This is a genomic window from Hymenobacter puniceus, assembly GCF_014333525.1.
Taxonomy (GTDB): Bacteria; Bacteroidota; Bacteroidia; order Cytophagales; family Hymenobacteraceae; genus Hymenobacter.
The window spans coordinates 437,856-453,783 of the sequence record NZ_JACSCX010000001.1; the positions used below are offsets into that span (position 1 = coordinate 437,856).

Annotated in this window: 13 protein-coding genes; 7 read left to right on the forward strand and 6 right to left on the reverse strand. The window is 59.0% G+C overall.

Features of this window, described 5'->3' with window-relative positions; all coding sequences use genetic code 11:
• Positions 1-22: 22 nt before the first annotated feature.
• Both H8B14_RS01795 and H8B14_RS01800 read right to left on the reverse strand, forming a co-directional pair.
• Positions 23-1,180, reverse strand: a complete 1,158-nt coding sequence (locus H8B14_RS01795; RefSeq protein ID WP_315984791.1) for a xanthine dehydrogenase family protein molybdopterin-binding subunit — start codon at positions 1,178-1,180, stop codon at positions 23-25.
• 11 nt (positions 1,181-1,191) lie between these two features.
• Positions 1,192-1,605, reverse strand: a complete 414-nt coding sequence (locus H8B14_RS01800) for a hypothetical protein (protein ID WP_187313915.1) — start codon at positions 1,603-1,605, stop codon at positions 1,192-1,194.
• A gap of 557 nt (positions 1,606-2,162) precedes the next feature.
• On the opposite strand from H8B14_RS01800, the gene H8B14_RS01805 reads away from it, so the two are divergent.
• Positions 2,163-2,630: a hypothetical protein gene (locus H8B14_RS01805; RefSeq protein WP_187313916.1), complete on the forward strand. Its 468-nt coding sequence runs from the start codon at positions 2,163-2,165 to the stop codon at positions 2,628-2,630.
• A 402-nt stretch (positions 2,631-3,032) separates the two neighbouring features.
• On the opposite strand, the gene H8B14_RS01810 is transcribed toward H8B14_RS01805, so the two are convergent.
• Positions 3,033-3,479, reverse strand: coding sequence for a hypothetical protein (locus H8B14_RS01810; protein ID WP_187313917.1), 447 nt, complete (start codon positions 3,477-3,479; stop codon positions 3,033-3,035).
• Positions 3,480-4,355: 876 nt separating this feature from the next.
• Here H8B14_RS01810 and H8B14_RS01815 point away from each other — a divergent pair.
• Entirely contained in the window at positions 4,356-4,754 is a 399-nt protein-coding gene (locus tag H8B14_RS01815; RefSeq protein ID WP_187313918.1) for a hypothetical protein, read from the forward strand.
• Between the two features lie 47 nt (positions 4,755-4,801).
• Here H8B14_RS01815 and H8B14_RS01820 read toward each other — a convergent pair whose 3' ends face one another.
• A complete protein-coding gene (locus H8B14_RS01820) occupies positions 4,802-5,410 on the reverse strand; it encodes a hypothetical protein (protein ID WP_187313919.1) in 609 nt (202 codons plus the stop codon).
• 73 nt (positions 5,411-5,483) lie between these two features.
• Between H8B14_RS01820 and H8B14_RS01825 the strand changes: the two genes are divergently transcribed.
• From H8B14_RS01825 to H8B14_RS01845, 5 genes are all read left to right on the forward strand, one after another.
• Positions 5,484-5,897 carry a hypothetical protein gene (locus tag H8B14_RS01825; protein WP_187313920.1) on the forward strand — a complete coding sequence of 138 codons (414 nt, stop codon included), beginning with the start codon at positions 5,484-5,486 and terminating at the stop codon, positions 5,895-5,897.
• Positions 5,898-6,049: 152 nt separating this feature from the next.
• Positions 6,050-7,063 carry an NAD(P)/FAD-dependent oxidoreductase gene (locus tag H8B14_RS01830; protein WP_187313921.1) on the forward strand — a complete coding sequence of 338 codons (1,014 nt, stop codon included), beginning with the start codon at positions 6,050-6,052 and terminating at the stop codon, positions 7,061-7,063.
• Between the two features lie 93 nt (positions 7,064-7,156).
• Positions 7,157-7,483, forward strand: a complete 327-nt coding sequence (locus H8B14_RS01835) for a 2Fe-2S iron-sulfur cluster-binding protein (RefSeq protein ID WP_187313922.1) — start codon at positions 7,157-7,159, stop codon at positions 7,481-7,483.
• A gap of 45 nt (positions 7,484-7,528) precedes the next feature.
• Positions 7,529-8,395, forward strand: a complete 867-nt coding sequence (locus H8B14_RS01840; protein ID WP_187313923.1) for a hypothetical protein — start codon at positions 7,529-7,531, stop codon at positions 8,393-8,395.
• 149 nt (positions 8,396-8,544) lie between these two features.
• Positions 8,545-8,916, forward strand: a complete 372-nt coding sequence (locus tag H8B14_RS01845) for a DoxX family protein (RefSeq protein WP_187313924.1) — start codon at positions 8,545-8,547, stop codon at positions 8,914-8,916.
• 81 nt (positions 8,917-8,997) lie between these two features.
• Here H8B14_RS01845 and H8B14_RS01850 read toward each other — a convergent pair whose 3' ends face one another.
• Both H8B14_RS01850 and H8B14_RS01855 read right to left on the reverse strand, forming a co-directional pair.
• On the reverse strand, positions 8,998-9,435 hold the full coding sequence (locus H8B14_RS01850) for a hypothetical protein (protein WP_187313925.1): 438 nt from the start codon (positions 9,433-9,435) through the stop codon (positions 8,998-9,000).
• A gap of 169 nt (positions 9,436-9,604) precedes the next feature.
• Positions 9,605-15,865, reverse strand: a complete 6,261-nt coding sequence (locus H8B14_RS01855; RefSeq protein ID WP_187313926.1) for an alpha-2-macroglobulin family protein — start codon at positions 15,863-15,865, stop codon at positions 9,605-9,607.
• Positions 15,866-15,928: the final 63 nt, after the last annotated feature.

The window sequence follows — 15,928 nt, forward strand, 5'->3', positions numbered from 1 at the left end:
AAAGGCACATTGCGGCATCGTATCAGGCAGGTTGGCGCAGGGATTCCAGCACCTTGTCCGGCGCCATCGGCAAGGAGCGCAGCCGCCGGCCGGTAGCGTGGAACACGGTGTTGGCTACCGCCGCCGTTACGCCCACGATGGAAATTTCCCCAATACCTTTTACCCCCATAGCGTTGACGTAGGGGTCGTGCTCGTCGATGAACTCCACGCGCATATCGGGGATATCCCCGTTGACCGGGATGTGGTAGTCAGCCAGGCTGGCGTTGGTATAGCGGGCCAGGTGTGGGTCGCGTACGGTTTGCTCCATCAGGGCCGCGCCGATGCCGAAGATGCTGCCCCCGATAACTTGGGAGCTGGCTGTCTTGGGGTTCAGGATGCGGCCCGCAGCCATGACGCTTACCCACCGGGTAATGCGCACAATAATTAGTCCGGGGTCTACCTGCACCTCACAGAAGTGCGTGCCGAAGGCGTGCATGGAATGCGGGGCAGCTTCCTCCCTTTTGTTCATGTTGGCGTTGGCCGTCGCTTGTGGGGCTTCGTAGCCCGCGCCGTAGCAGCCCAGGGCACTGCCTTCCACATCGCTCATGCTGGCGCGCTTCATCACCTCCCCAAAAGCCTCGCCCTTGCTCGGGTCGGCCTTCAGCTGCAGGCGGCCCTGCTTTATTACTACATCGGTGGATTTGGCTCCGTACAGCGGGGAGCGTTTGTCCATAACCGCCACCTTGATGAGCTTCTGCCACACTTCCTGCGCGGCCAGATACACCGACGAGGACACCCGCCCAGCGGCCGTAGAGCCCCTCGACCATTGCGTGGTGGGTAAAATAGTGTCGCCCAATTCAAAGCGCACACGCTCGGCCGGTAAACCCAGCGCATCGGCCGCTATCTGTGTGATGATGGTGTAGGTACCCGTGCCCAGGTCGGTGGCCCCGGCCTGCACCACGGCGCGGCCGTCGGCGTAGAGGCGCACGCGGGCGTTGCCTTGCGAGCTGTGCACGGGGTAGCTGGCCGTAGCCATGCCGTAGCCCACCAGATACTTACCGTAGCGGGTCTGGCCGTTTTTGGGGTTGCGCTTGCTCCAGCCGAACAGTTCGGCCCCGCGCTGGTAACACTCTTTCAGGCTCTTGCTCGACCACGGATGGCCGTTGGTGGGGTTCTTTTCGGCATAATTCAGCAACCGCACCTGAATCGGGTCTAGGCCAAGCTGATACCTACCTTAAACAGCGGGGACTGCTGCAGACCTTCTGACCGGTCGTTCTCCTTCATGAACGCCTCCGTGAACAAGCAGGAGCAGCCCATCAGGCGCGGATCATGCAGCTCGATGGAGTAAGGAATATGCGGGTTGGCAAACATAAGGATAGGGGTACTAATCTCAATGCTGCGGTCCGCGTAATGCACGGTGCAGGGGCTGGTTACCAGGGCTACCTTGTAGAAGTCCCGGCGGCGGTACGCATGACTCGGGCCGGCGGTCGTGTCAACCTGATAGGCCTTGAACCCTTTGAGTTTGAGTTCTTGCGGGTTTAGGTCTTCGTGGCTGCTGATGAGTTGCGTGGTGGGGGCTGCTCCGGTATTCGTAGCGTGTAGTCGGTATGTAGTCGGTAAAGGCATTTGCACGCGGAGGCTGCGTAAGGGAAGGTACTCCTTTTTAGCAGAGCTAATTTCTTCTAGTTTAATCCTCTCTTCTTGGTAGACAGCATGTCTGCGCTTAAGAAGGCAGTTGGCCAGTAACCAGCCTTACGTTTTGCTGCTGTTTGGGGGTTGGCTTAACTATATGCAGTAGCTGACCATAACCCCGATCTTGTCCTGCAGATGGACATCAAGACCAAAATCTGCGACAGCGCAAGTGTCGGCACCCGTAAGCGTATATCATTGTCCGCTATTTCTAACGCCACCTCATCAAGCGCCCGTTCAACTAACTCAAGAGTTTGCTATGCTAATGAAGCGCTTCTGCAAGCTCGCCGACCATTTCTGGCATTGATTCACCTCGCCATAACTATGGTTTAGTGACAACTCTCTTAGCACTTCCTAGGCTATTTCTGCCCTACGGCTTCTATCAAAATCCAAAACCATTATGCTTATTATAGGAATTTTAAAATATTTATTTATAATAATTTAATATTTTTATCTATATTCATATTACTTAACACTTTACTAATACTTCAGCCATGAAAAACATCAGGAAAGCACCTTTGCTGCTGGTTGCAGCACTGTTTTTCTTCACTAGCTGCGATATGGAACAGGAATATCTTCCAGCTCCTCAGGCTGTTGGAATTGCTAATGCAGCGTCTGCACCTGTGCCTTGCGCATCAGAAGGGTACGAAGTAGATGCCAATGGAGTGGGCGCCTACCAGCTTCCGAACCCGAGATATGTCTATATGACCAACGTGCTGACTGGCCTCAGTTACAATCTGCACATGACCCAAACGAAGTACATAATTACTCCGAATGGGAAAGAACTTTCCGTTTGGCAGGGCACAGACACTCTAACGCCACCATCCAGCAAGATTACCTTTACTTCTACCGCGTGGTCAGAGTGTAACAAGGGCTACGCAAGTAAAGCTGTCCGGTATACAGATGGCAAGGTGACGTCGTCTCTCACATCGGACCCGAACGTTTTGCCATTTGAGAACTAGGCCGGGTACCTTACCCCGGGCACTGTGCTTTGCTCGCAGGTACAAAAAGAGGGTTCATAGTATTTTCCACAAGTACGCCTTAAACACATAATATTCAGGTTGTTTTTCGTTTTCTTGAAGGGCAAGCCACTTGCATATAGTGTTCCAGGGAGCAGTACAGTAGGTAGCCTAGCATAGCTGGTCATCCTCGCAAAGAGCATGCATGCTACGGATGCTCAGGTAGCTACCAGAGCATCCGTAGCGTGCATGCTCTTTGCGAGCAGTGAAAGCAGTACTGACACGTGAGAGAACAGGTGCTAACGTCAGATAAGCTGGGAGGCCGTGCCTGGAAGCGGCCAAAAAGGAAACAAAAAGGCCCCCAATCCAACTGTGGATTAGGGGCCTTTTTGTGTGAAAAGCAACTTATTTGCCTTTACCCTTACCGTTTGCTTTACCGTTTGCCTTATCGGTCAACGTTAGCTTGACAGCGCCCGAAGGATCAGTTACAGCCTCCGTATCATACGTCCGGGTTACTCCATCATTCAAGGTTTCCGTCCAAGTGGAATTGAATACCGTGCGCTTAGCCGGGCGAGAGGCGGCAGCCACCGTACCCGTCCATACGGACATGGCATTACCGGAGGGCGTAACGACAAATTTAGTTTGTTGCATTTGCAGGCAATCAGCCCCTAAAGCGGAAATGCCCAATAGAGAGTTTGTGATACAATCTGGCTGGCTGGTCTTCTGCACGTAAGCACCTTTGCCTTGCTGTACAGCGCCGCCAATTCGGTTTTGGGCAAAACCAGTGGAGCTAAGTGCCATCAGGCTGGCGAAAGCAACAGCCGAAGAGAGCAGACGAAATGAGTTTTTCATGGTGTGAGTAAGTTGCAGGTAGATGGAGAAGTAGGAGGCAAATGACGTACCAACTGTGCTTGCAGAAGGGTCAGGCGACCAGAGTACGGCGCAGGTTTTTTAAGGTTACGCACGCCTACTTCGGCCACTAAATGCATGAACGTTAGACCCGTTAAGTGTTACTGACAGCCGGGGCTATGGATATGGTCAGTTCGTGTTGCAAGCCAGCATTAAAGCAGCTGCGCAACACGTTGGTTCCAATCAGTTAGTTGCTACCTGATTGGAACCAACGCAAAAATGCCGCGGAAGTGGCGCAGTTGGTTTTCCAGTCACACTGGGGTTGTAGATACAGGGCTTTCACTTACTTCGAAAAGCTTGTGCCACCCGGTTGACCCGATACAAGCAGCGCTCATCACAGATAATCCATGTTGCCTGCTAGTCCGGCTCAAGATTTATAGTGCCTATGCTAAGCAAGAGCAAAATTTAGTCGGTCTTTTTATTCTTTAGTGTGCCGCTCAATGCATGCGGACTTTGCTTTTTCGCTTATGCTCCTTACACGAAATTTATATACACCTGTTCGTTCTTTCTGAAGTTCGCAACCAGCACTTAGACCATCCCATAGTGCCAGCAGATTTTCTGCAGCAAACAGGCAGCAGACCAGTTCAGTAATCCGGTGCCGCCTTTATGCGGAGCCGACGACTTTCAGGTAGTGAACTCCTCTTTTCCTGTAAAATTTTTGGCCTATTTCTCCCGTATTGAAACCTCCTAAATAGTTCACTGTCAAAACTTAATATTTTATAATGCCAGGTTGGCAAGGTTTTGGGATTTGCAGACTCACTGCGCATCAAGCAGCAATGTTTTCCTCGTAAGTTTTTCGCCCTACCCTTCCCAACCAATATGCTGGACCGTATTAGACAACACCTCATTCTCTTCGCCCGACAGCAGGTAGGCACCACCAGCTACCTGAATCTGGTACAGGAAGCCGACCTGGGTTTCAACCTCGACAACCCGCATGAGAAAAAACGCTTGAAAGAAGCGTTGGCTGAAATTTCGGAGATGGAATTTGCAGCTGGCCGCCCTATCTTGAGTAGCCTGGTGACGGTAGCGGGCCACAAAGGCCAGGGTGACACGTTTTATAAGCTCTGCGAACACCTCGGCTTTGGTGAATGGCGCGACCTGCGCCGGCAAGAAGACTTTTTGAAAAAGCTACGTGCTGAATGCCGCACCTACTGGCAGGATAATGCCAATTTTCAGCAGCATAGCCTCCTCAACGAATACAGCAACCGTCAGGCGTAGCCGCCTGTTAAGCCAGGGCTACAGCTCCGCCTGTCTGTAGTTGGTTGTTACGAGAGCAGTTTAGCCTGATGGGCTGCATTAATGATGGCGGGCGCATTTTTAAGCGTAGCCAATATAAATTCTCTGGCAGCCTCTTTCAGTTCATCCTGGCTGATGTCCTGCGCTTCTTCGCGCACCAACTCCCCTACCGTTTGGAAGGCTAACACCAGCTTCTCTCGCTTGGGGCGTTCCTGCCTCAACTGCCCGTAGACTATTGCTAGCTGAGCATTAATCTTTTTGCGGCGCGTTCTGAACACCGATTCGCTGGTGGTATGAGGCTTGATGGCTTCTAGCAGTTCCAGCAACGGCAGTAGCTTGGTGGCAGTAGCAACTACGGTGCCTTCCAACTGCTGCCGACGCCGTTTAAGCGTAGGCAAAGCAGCCCGCCTGCGGCTATTCGGGACAGCGGCTGGGGCTAGTTGAGCTTGTTGTGCGTCTGAATTCATACGGGGCCCGCTTGCCGGTAATACATGCTCTAAGGTACTCATAAAAGCTTCTACATCATTTATTGCCTTATCTGCAGGCGCCGCAAACATTGTTTGCGGCGCCTGTGTAATTTGTAGGCCGGCAACGTAGATCAGCAGAAAGCAACTTGGCGTTGTGGCCTTATAGTACAAGCGCTGATTATGATTGAAGTTTGCCTGGTTGCTCTTCGCTATGCCTTGCTATTTTATAGTATATACCCCGTTTATGGAGCTTGTTGCTTACCGCCCACAATACCATATTTACCTGCACGCGGCCAGCAACCATATTCTTTATAAGCGGCTAGAGGAAATGACGCTGGCAACAGAGCTGCCCTACTACATAGCTGACATCGAACGGGCGTTAGGGCTGGTGCAGCCCGGTTTCACGGTGCTATCGGATTTGCGACGCACGCTGGGGCCCAACCCGCAGATGCTGCCTGTGTTCCGGCAAGTGCGGCAGCTTCTGCAAGACCACGGAGTAGCTATGATGGTGGAAGTGCACCCGCTCGCGCTCAGCGTCCCGAAGTTCATGCAGCAGGTGCGGGCCCAATCTGAGGACATTCCGACCCACATATTCACCGACATACGCGAGGCGGAGGCGTTTTTACAGCAATTCAAGGCGCAGCAAAGCCTGCGGTAATCAGCTTAAGGCGAAAGTACCAAAGCAGAAGCGTGGGTTGGAGTCGGGTGCCTATCTTTGCAGCGGTATTGCCAAGCCGGGCCAACGTTTTGGCATAGTTCGCTGTTATACCCAGGGCCTGTCGGCCATTTGTTTGAACTCACCCTTCACTGATGAATTCTATTTCCACTGATATCTGCATCATCGGGGCCGGCCCGGTGGGGCTGTTTGCTGTGTTTGAAGCCGGGCTGCTGAAGCTCCGTTGCCATGTAGTAGACGCCCTGCCCCAAGTGGGGGGGCAGTTGTCTGAAATCTACCCCAAGAAGCCCATTTACGATATTCCGGGCTTTCCTGATATTCTGGCCGGTGACTTGGTAAACAACCTGATGCGCCAGATTGAGCCTTTCCATCCCACTTTTACGCTGGGTGAGCGGGTGGAAGGCTACCGCAAGCTAGACGACGGCTCGTTTGTGGTGACTACCATCGACGGCACCGAAATCAACTGCAAAGCTATTGCCATTGCTGGCGGCCTGGGTTCATTTGAGCCCCGCAAGCCCGCCATCGAGCAGCTCGACAGCTTCGAGCAGGGCAAAGGCGTGTACTACATGGTGCGCGACCCCGAAACCTTCCGCGACCAGCGCCTCGTCATTGCCGGCGGCGGCGACTCGGCGCTTGACTGGACCATTTTCCTGGCCAATGTGGCCAAGGAAGTGACGCTGGTGCACCGCGGCACCACGTTCCGCGGCGCCGCCGACTCGGCCGAGAAGGTGAAACACCTGCACGAAGCCGGCAAAGTGAACCTGGTGCTGAGCAGCAACGTGACGCACGTGCACGGCAACGGCCAGCTGCACGCCGTGACTATCACGGCCAACGATGGTACTGCCACCGAGCTGCCAGTGGACTCGTTTATTCCACTGTTCGGCCTCACGCCCAAGCTCGGCCCGATTGAGGACTGGGGCCTGGAGCTGGAAGACAACGCCGTGAAGGTGAACACGCTGGACTACTCCACTTCGGAGCCCGGCATCTTCGCTATCGGCGACATCAACACCTATCCGGGCAAGCTGAAGCTGATTTTGTGCGGCTTCCACGAGGCTGCCCTCATGTGTCAGGGCGCCTTCAAGCACATCAACCCCGACAAAAAATACGTGCTCAAGTACACCACCGTAAACGGCGTACCTACCCTGTAGCCAGTAATGAGGTGATGAAGTGATGTGGTGCAGAGGAGCATACATCCTGTTGACTTCATCACTTCATCACCTTATTGCTTAATCACTTAAATAATGACCGAAGACGTACGTGTATACGTGGAGGAAGCGCCCGGCCAGCGCACCGAAGTAACAGGGCCCACCGATATGGGATTGAGCCTCATGGAGCTGCTCAAGGCCAGCGGCTACGACATTCAGGCTACCTGCGGCGGTATGGCGCTGTGCGGCACCTGCCACATTGAGGTGCTGGCCGGCCCCGCCCTCGACGAGCCGTCCGATGACGAGTTGGCCATGCTGGAAAGTTTGCCGGTGATGAGCCAGGGCAGCCGACTTTCCTGCCAGATCCGCCTCACCGAGCGCCTCGATGGCCTGGTGCTGCGCCTGATGCCGCAAAACACTTAGCACACGGGCCGCAATTTGCGGCCTGGCTTCGGCGTTGATCTGCCGATGGCTATATCTACTTCGATTTCTGATTTTGTGTACCGCAGCCTGTTGGGCTGCGGTTTTTTGTTGCTCGGCTCCGGCGGCAGCGCGTGGGCGCAACGAGAAATGGAGCTGAACGTCAGTGGCGGCGCAACATTGGCTCAACCGGCTATAAGGCGGCAGAACCTGAACGGGCAGTTCCGAACGGTAGGCAGATTCAATACCGGGGCCGCACTGCGCTTGGTGGTGCCGATGAGTGCACGGCTGGGGGTAGGCTTCGAGCAGCGCGTCACGGGCCTAAATCAAAGCGTGCGCTACGGCAACCGCGTCTCCGGCTTCAGCTCCAGTATCGGTAATGATGAAGTGCATCAGTCGGGACTGAGTTTACGCCTTTACGATGTATGGAGCCCGGGTCCGCGCTGGGGGCTGGATGTAGCCCTGACAGGTTGTTATGCATGGCCCTACTACTCGGGTAGAGATACCTACGAAGGTCCGCTTTGGTACAGTTCTACTACTCAAATGCCGCAACCCGGCATTCCACTGGTGCTGGTGCGCAAAACTGAGCGGCGCGGCACCGCCATGGCCGGCGTGGAGGCGCTACTGCGCTACGAGCTGGGGTTGCGCCATATGCTGTTGCTCACGGCCACCTACCAGCGGGGCCTGGGTCCGCTCGAAGAAATCAACTCCACCAAGCTGGAATATCTTGATGACAACGGCATCGTGCAGCAGGGCAGCCTGGCCATTATCAGCCGCGGCTCCTATGCTACCATGCAGATAGGGTACGGCCTGCGCCTAGGGCACCTCGCGGGCACCACCCGCCGCAACCCCACCCCGCGCTACAGCCTCGACCCCGACGATACCGACCCGGACACGACACCGGGAACCGAATAAGACGCTAGGAACGCAAAGTTGTGGGTTTCTATTAGGCTGACATTGCCGGGCGGGTGGCCGTATGAAATATTCTCTGAATCAGCCATATTGTGCAGCGCCTTGCCGGGCGAACTGTGTTCAGGTCCCATTTCCCTCAACCCACTTCTCGTATGACAGCTTCTACCCGCAACATCATTGCCTGGATTCTGCAAGTCCTGTTAGGATTGGCCTTTATTGCGTCTGGCGGCCGCAAACTGATGGATCTACCGAACACGGTGGCCATGTTCGGCAGTATGGGAATACCTGGCGCGCTGGCCTACGTGGTGGCCGGAGCCGAGCTGCTGGGCGGCATTGGCCTGCTGATTCCGCGCTTCGTGCGGCCGGCAGCACTGGGCCTGGTTATCATCATGCTGGGGGCCGTGGTGATGCACGCTACCAAGATTCCGGGCGGGCTGGCCGGTGGCATACCGGCTATTGTGCTACTGGTTTTGCTGCTGCTGGTGTTCTGGCTGCGCCGGCCAACGGCCTCTACTACGCTGTAGTCGTTGCCGGTTCAACAGAAAAGGGCGTGACCACCATTTCGGTAGTCACGCCCTTTTCTGTTGAACCGGTGCTGGCAGCACCTAGCGGCGGCGGGAGCGGCTGCTTTTAGTGGCCGTCTTGCGCTTGCCAGATGTCGAGGATTTATGCACCACTTTCTTTTTGCTGCTGGTAGTGCGGTGGCGGCTGCGGGAGGCTACGTGCCGGGGCTCGGCGGCCGGCGCGCTGGCTTTGGCCGGCGCTTCCGGGGCTTTGGGCTCCGGCGCCGCTTCGGCGTGGTAAGCAGAAACCTCAGTGGCGGCTTGGGCAGCGGCTTCTTCGCGAGCAGCAGCTTTCAGAACGGCATCCTGCTTGCGGCGGGCCGGCATCAGAAAATCGCGCTCGGCGCGCTCCTGCGGGGTTAGTTTTTCTTCGCCGGGTAGTGCGGTGGGAGTTACGGAAGTGGTTTTCTTTTCGCCTTGGGCCATAACGGCCGTGCTACTTAGCAGCAGGCCGGTTACCATCACAATCAGTCGCTTCATTGTTCCAACAGGGGCTAAACGGAACCTCAAAATTACCACACCCCAGCTATAAAATCCAAAACCGGCTACGTACCAATCTGGTAGAAAGCCATTTTGGTCGAACTGCGCCACGATTCGGCTTGCAAAAAGGTCGTTACCTGCAACTATATACCTTCATCCTTATACCCGGCTATTGCTGTCCCGCAATCTGCACGCGCGTCCCGGCTGAGTGGGTGGTAAACTCCGGTGCGTAGAGGCACTGCAGCTGGCTTAGACCACCCGAGAAGTTACCGGCCTGCGCGGCCCGAAGCCGGTATTCGAAGGTGTGGGTGCCTTTTGGGAAGAAGCCAATGAAGAAGTTGGTGGCGGCGTCGCGGGGGCTCTCATAGTAGCCCAGGCCGCTTTGGTAGCGGTAGCCGGAAGTCTGGCCGATAAGCTCCAGGCCAGCGGCGCGCTGGTCTTTGAGATGCACGTATTCCAAGTCGCGGTCGGCGCGCAGCACCAGGCGCACCACCAGCACGTCGCCGACGCGCAGGGGGCTGGCCGCAGTGAGGCGCTCCAGCACGGGGCCGCCGGTGGTGCGCTGCTCGCGGTAGAGCTGGCGCTCCAGCTGCAGGCCGGTGGCGGCGGGCGTTATCTTATCCAGCTGCTCGAAATACTGCCAGTACAAAGCGCCCCAGGCCACGCCAGCATCGGTTTTCTGCACCGATACACGGCCTTGCGCGGGCTGTATTTCGGTGGCCGGCCAGCTTACTTTGTAGTAGCCAGTGCCGGGCTGCTGGGTGGTAGGCGTTATGGGCTTCCCTCCCACCGTCACGCGCAGCGGCTGAGTAGGCTGCAGCCAATCGGAGCCGCGCAGCAGCAGGGCGTAGCAGGCGTCGGCAGTGGCGCGGGTGCTGGCCCAGTTTTGCGTCTGCTTCTGCTTGAGCAGCCACAGCTTCATTTCATCCACGGCTTTCTGGTTGCGCGCCACCTCGTCGTAGGCTTCAATGAGGGTAGCCTGGGTTTCGGTGGGGGCCTCACGCCAGTAGTAGCCGCCGCGCACATCTTTCCAGTACATGCCCAGCTCAGGGCTGTGCAGAGCATTTTCGGTGAGGGCCTTCAGAATGTCGCGCGCGGCGAGCTGGGTGCTTTGGCGATGCAAGGCCAGGGCCGTTTGGGCCTGCAGGTAGCGGGTGCGGGCGGGCCAGTAGGTGGCAGCCTGATGCTGGTAGTATGCCAGCGCCAGTTTGGCGGCCGCCGCTACGGTCGGCGCAGCCCAGAAGCTGCGGGCATAAAGAGCCTGAATCTGCAAATCAGAAAGGTGGTCCTGTTTCAGGTTCAAGCCCTTTTGCTTGCGCAGCTCGGCGTAGTCGCGCTGCAGCTCGCCGTCGAGGTAGGCCAAAGCGCGGCGCAGAATGGGAGCCGCAACGGCATCCTGGCTGGCATCGAAGGCGCCTAGCTTCCGCAGCTTGCCGAAACCAGCCACGATGAGCTGGGTGATGTAGCGGTCCTCGGGCATCTTTTCAAACCACGGAAACGCCCCGTTGGGCTGCTGCATAGCGGACAGCTTGGTGAGGGCGCGGGTGGTTTCGGCTTTCAACCGAGACTCGTCGAACAGCTCGCTAAGGCGGCGCATCCGTTCGGTTTCGCTCTGCGCGTCGCGCACCCAAGGCGTTTCCTGGAGCAGCAGGGCTTTCAACTCCGGGTTCTGGTCGAGCTTGCTGATGAGAGCGGCTTTATCCCCGCTTTGGGCGGCGCGCTGCCACTCGGTTAGCGTGGTTTTCAGGCGCGGGTTGCTCTGCAGGATTTTGGCCGCCAGCAGGTTGGCGTAGAGGCGGCTGAACACCTGCTCGGAGCACTCGTAGGGGTACTCCATCAGGTAAGGCAGCGCCTGCACGGCGTACCAGGCTGGGTTTTCGGTCATTTCCAGCGTGAGCGAGTAGTTGCGCCGGGTGGCCGAGGTGGTGCTGGTCAGCTTCTGCAACTCAAACTCCCGGGTGGCCGGCCCCACGATGAGTAGCGGCAGGCTTTCGGTGACCAGCAGACGGTTGGGCAGCACCGGCAGCGTGTTCTGCTCGCCGTCTTCGATGGTTGTTAGTTGTTGGTTGTCGGTTGTTTGTTTGTTCTGGCGGCGGGCCTTTTTCTGCTCCTTCTTATCCTTGCCTGACAACTGCGTACCGGCAGCTGACAACTCGCCTTTGGCCACCACCTTGTAGGTTATGGCTTCGATGGGCAGCTGGCCTTCGGCGGTTTCGGGGATGGTGAGGCTCCAGCTCACGGCTTGGCTTTGGCGGGCGGGCAGATTGAACGCCAGCTGGGCGGGGCTTTGCAGCACCCGGGCCTCAATGGGCTGCTGAGTGCGGGCATCATGCAGCAGCAGCTGGGTGCGGCCGCTGACGGGCGCATCGGTGAGGTTGCTGAGCTTGGCGGAGAAGGTGAGCTGGTCGCCTTCGCGGAAGAAGCGCGGGGCGTTGGGCGTCACCTGCAGGCTTTTCTGGGTCACCAGTTCGCGCTGCAGCATGCCAGAGTGCAGCTGCTGGTCGTGGGCCAGGGTGAGCAGCTGCCAGCGGGTTACGGCCTCGGGCATCTGGAACTCCAGCACGGTTTCGCCCTGGGCGTTGGTGCGCACGGCCGGCGCCCACAAAGCCGTTTCGCGGAAGTCGGTGCGAGCCTGCACGTTGCTGAGGTCGGGTTGGGCGGCGGGTTTTGATTCAGTTGGCGCCGTGTCTTTAAACTTAGGCGAATACGCCCTTACGCGCATCTGAACGTGGTCGGCAGCACCTGGAGTGGCCGCCATTGCAGCCGATTCCACCCGGTCTGCAACTACTCTGGTTGGCACTACTTTATCAGCAAGCTCCTTCTGGTCCGGAATTTCATCCTCGCCCATAAAGCCCCACATATTGAGGTGCGGGTAGACGAGGCTCCAAACCGGCCCGGCCACGGGGTTGCCGTCAAACAGCTCCGAGGATTCCTCCACGCCGAACCGGCCGTTCCAGGCCAGCACGGCGGGATAGTATGGCCAGGCAAACTCCGGCTCCGCGAAGGAGTGCGGCCGGAAAACGTCCAGCGACTTATCGTAGAGCGAGGCCAGCAGCTCGGCCGCGGCGGGCTGGCCGTTGGCCTGGCGGATGGTGACGCGCCAGGTTTCCTGTTGGCCGGGCTGCAGCTTGTCGCGGAAAGTGGCGATGCTGAGGGTTAGCGGCGCGGGCGGCGTGGCTACCTGCACGATGGCTTCGTGGCGGTAGAGGCGGTTGTCGCGGATTTGCGTGAGGTGCAGGTGCAGCTCCGCACCGTCGAGGGCGGCGGTGGTCGGGACTTCCACCACGCGCTGCTCGTTGGCGGCCAAGGTGAGCCACTCGTGGCGCAGGGTTTCGCCCTGGGCTTCCACTTCCAGCAGCACCCGCGCCCCGGCGGCGGCGCTGCCCAACAGGAAACGGGCCGGCTGGCCGGGCAGCACGCTGTCCTGCAGGGCCACAAACCAGTCGAAAGTGGGCACGGGCAGCGTGGCGGCGGTGGCCGAAAAGAGCGTGAAGCGCTGCTCGGCTTTCGCATCCGGCTGGGTGGCGGTGGCGGCCGGCGCGGTGGCTTCCAGCAGGTAGCGGCCGGGCTCCTGGGTGGCCAGCGCGGCGCGCAGGTTAGGCAGCAGGGGCGTTTTGTCGGTGTCGAACTCCTGGGTGAGCACGAGGGTGCGGGCCCAAGTGCTGTCGTTGTCGTCGCGGGCGTAGGCGTCCAGCGGGAAGCGGCGCTGGAACTCTTCCCGGCTCAGGGCTTCGCGCTCGGGCCGGTCCCAGGCGCGGGGGCGCAGGGCGCGGGTGGGCGGCGCGAGGCGGAACAGGCGCAGCGTGCCTCGGGCCGGGCGCGGCTCGCCGGCGGCGTTGGTGCTCAGGAGCTGCAACGGCGGCAGCTGCTCGCGGTTGAGCTGCTCGGGTACGTCGAGGCGCAGGGAAAGAGCGCTTGTGCCGAGGCTCACGCGCTGCTGGCCGGTGCGGGTTTCGCCGGCCGCGTCGGTCACGTCGGCCGTCACTTCAAACGCGTAGCCGGGGCCCCAGCCGCGCTTGCTGGGGCCGGTCGCGGCGTCGCCTTTGGCCACGAACGTGACGGTGAAGCCCCCGGCCGAGTCCGTCTGCGTTTTGCCGCTGAGGATTTCCAGTTCGGGCGGCCCCTGCATCCCATACAAGCTGCGGAAGCTCATTCCGAACAAAGGCCAGAACGTGCGCCGCACCACCCGATATTGCACCGTGGCGCCATCAATGGGCTGGCCAGCGTAGGCGGTGGCCTTGCCGCGCACCGTCACGGATTGGCCCAGCACGGGCGTGCCTGCCACCGGCTCAAACGTCACCTGGAACGTGGGCCGCTTGTAGTCCTCAACGGCAAAGCTGACGTTGCCAGCATAGGTTTGCAAGCTCATTTCGCCGTTGAGCAACCCGGTAGGCAGCACCACAGAGCCGTGGAAAGAGCCGAAATCCGACGTGGTGAAGGATAGCGTCTGCACGGTCTGGCCGTTCACGTCCACGAGCCGCACTGACACAGACTGCTTGGTCAGCAGCTGTGACTTGCCGGCGCGGGTTTCGGTGAAGATGCCTTTGAAGTACAGCGTCTGGCCGGGCCGGTAGATGGCGCGGTCGGTGTAGAGGAAAGTGCGGCGCTGGGGCTGCTCTGGCTCGCGGGGGCCGCGGCGCGGACCGTAGTAGCCGCTTTGCGTGGTCAGCAGTGAGTCGCGGCCCTGAGTGAGCAGTAGAGCCCGGAGCTGGGTGTTCTGGCCGGTGGCGGTGCCCAGCGCAATCTGGGTCAGACCTTCGCTATTGGTGGTTTGCACGGTGCCGCGCCGCTGCTTGTAGGCGCGGGCGGTTTGGTCGTAGTACTGGAAGAATGGCAACACACGCACACCAGCATGGGGGGCGCCAGTCTGGCGGTGCAGCACCAGCATTTCGGGGCCTTCCTGAGTGGCAGCGTTGCGGCGCAATTCACTTAGCTCGCTCACACTCAACTCGGCGTAGGAAGTAGCCACGCCGGGCTTTTCCTTGGCAGGGGCTTCTTCAGCAGAACTCAGCACGATGAGGTAGTGGCCCAGCGGCAAGGGCGGGCCGGCATGCTGCACCGTATGGTCGAGGTAGTCGGCGGGGCCGGGCAGGTCCAGAGGCCAGGCGGCGGCGGGCTTGCCAGATAAGGCGCGGGCAAATGTTTTCTGAAAGCTCCAGGGCTCTGAGGCATCACCTGGCTCTGCAAGCCGCACGTTATATGCATTGCTGATGCGGTAGGCTCTGGCGTACAGCTTCGAAACATTGCGCACGTTCAGCTTCAGCAGCCAGGGTTGGGCGGGCAGCACCACTTCTTCGGTGGTGAAGCGCAGCTCCACGGCCTCGATTTCCAGCCGCAGGTTACGGGCCTGCTGGGCGCCCTGCGACTTCGGCCAGGCTTTTTCAGCAGCTAAAGCCAACTCCCGCGCTCGGGCGGGGTTGGTCTCGCGCAGATGGTTTGCCTGCTCGAATATAAACCGGCTGGCAATCGGCAGCGCCTTATAGGTTTCGATGGCGCGCACTAAGGCGGCTTGGTACAGCGCGTCCTCGTCGGGCATTTCGGCGTGCTCGTGCACAAAACGCAGGCGGGCCAGGTCCACATCAGCCAAGGCAGCCGGATTAGCAGCGGCATCCTGGAGGCGGAAGGCGGTGAGCTGCTGCAGCACCTGCAGTACCTGAAATTGCCCATTCAGCGAGTCGGCCAGCGGAGCAGTTAGTTGAAGCTGCGCAAACTCGGTGGCGGCGCCAAACAGCGCCGGATTGGTCAATTCAAACTGCTCAACGGGCTTCGTGACGTAGAACTCGTCGTTGCCGAGGCCCTCGATGGCGCGGCGGGCCAGCAGGTCGTAGAGCGTGGGCGTGAGGGCGCGGCTTTCGGCGTCGCCGCCGGTTACGGCATAGCCCAGGACGGCCAGCTTCAGCTGTTGCTGGCGCTGGGGCTCATCGGCGAGGGAGGCACGGTAGTGCTGCAGCACGGCGCTGCCCAGGCGGGCGGCATCCCAGGTGCGAATGTCGGCCTGGCTGGCATCGGTGGGGTCGGGCGCGGCGGCGCGGGTCCGGTCGTAGAGTTGGTAGCGGTGTTGCTGGTAGTAGGTGGCGTACAGTTGGGCCAGCAAACTGTGCAGGATGGGCCGGGTTGGAAACCGCGCCGTTTTCAGGTCGGCCTCCACCAAGGCAATGCCTTTTTCGTCGGCTTCATCTTCCTTCTGCTCCAGCAGGCGCAGCTTGTAGAGCAGGGCGCGCAGGTACTCGGGCGTGTCCTGGCGCTGGCGGGCCTGCTGATAAATGGCGTCCACCAGCTTACCGGCCGAGGTAGTCTGGTCTTTGGCCAGCAGCTGATCGATTTTCTTCCAGGCGGCAGGGTTGGCAGGGGCCGGGCCGGGCGATGGATTTTGCGAAGAACCAGGGAGCAGCATCAGCAGAGCCAGCAAACTTAAAAGGAAGAAACGCATAGGCTTGAAACGACGGGAAACGGCAAGTTGGTAAAATCCAGATGCCTGTTCCTGTGCAATTCC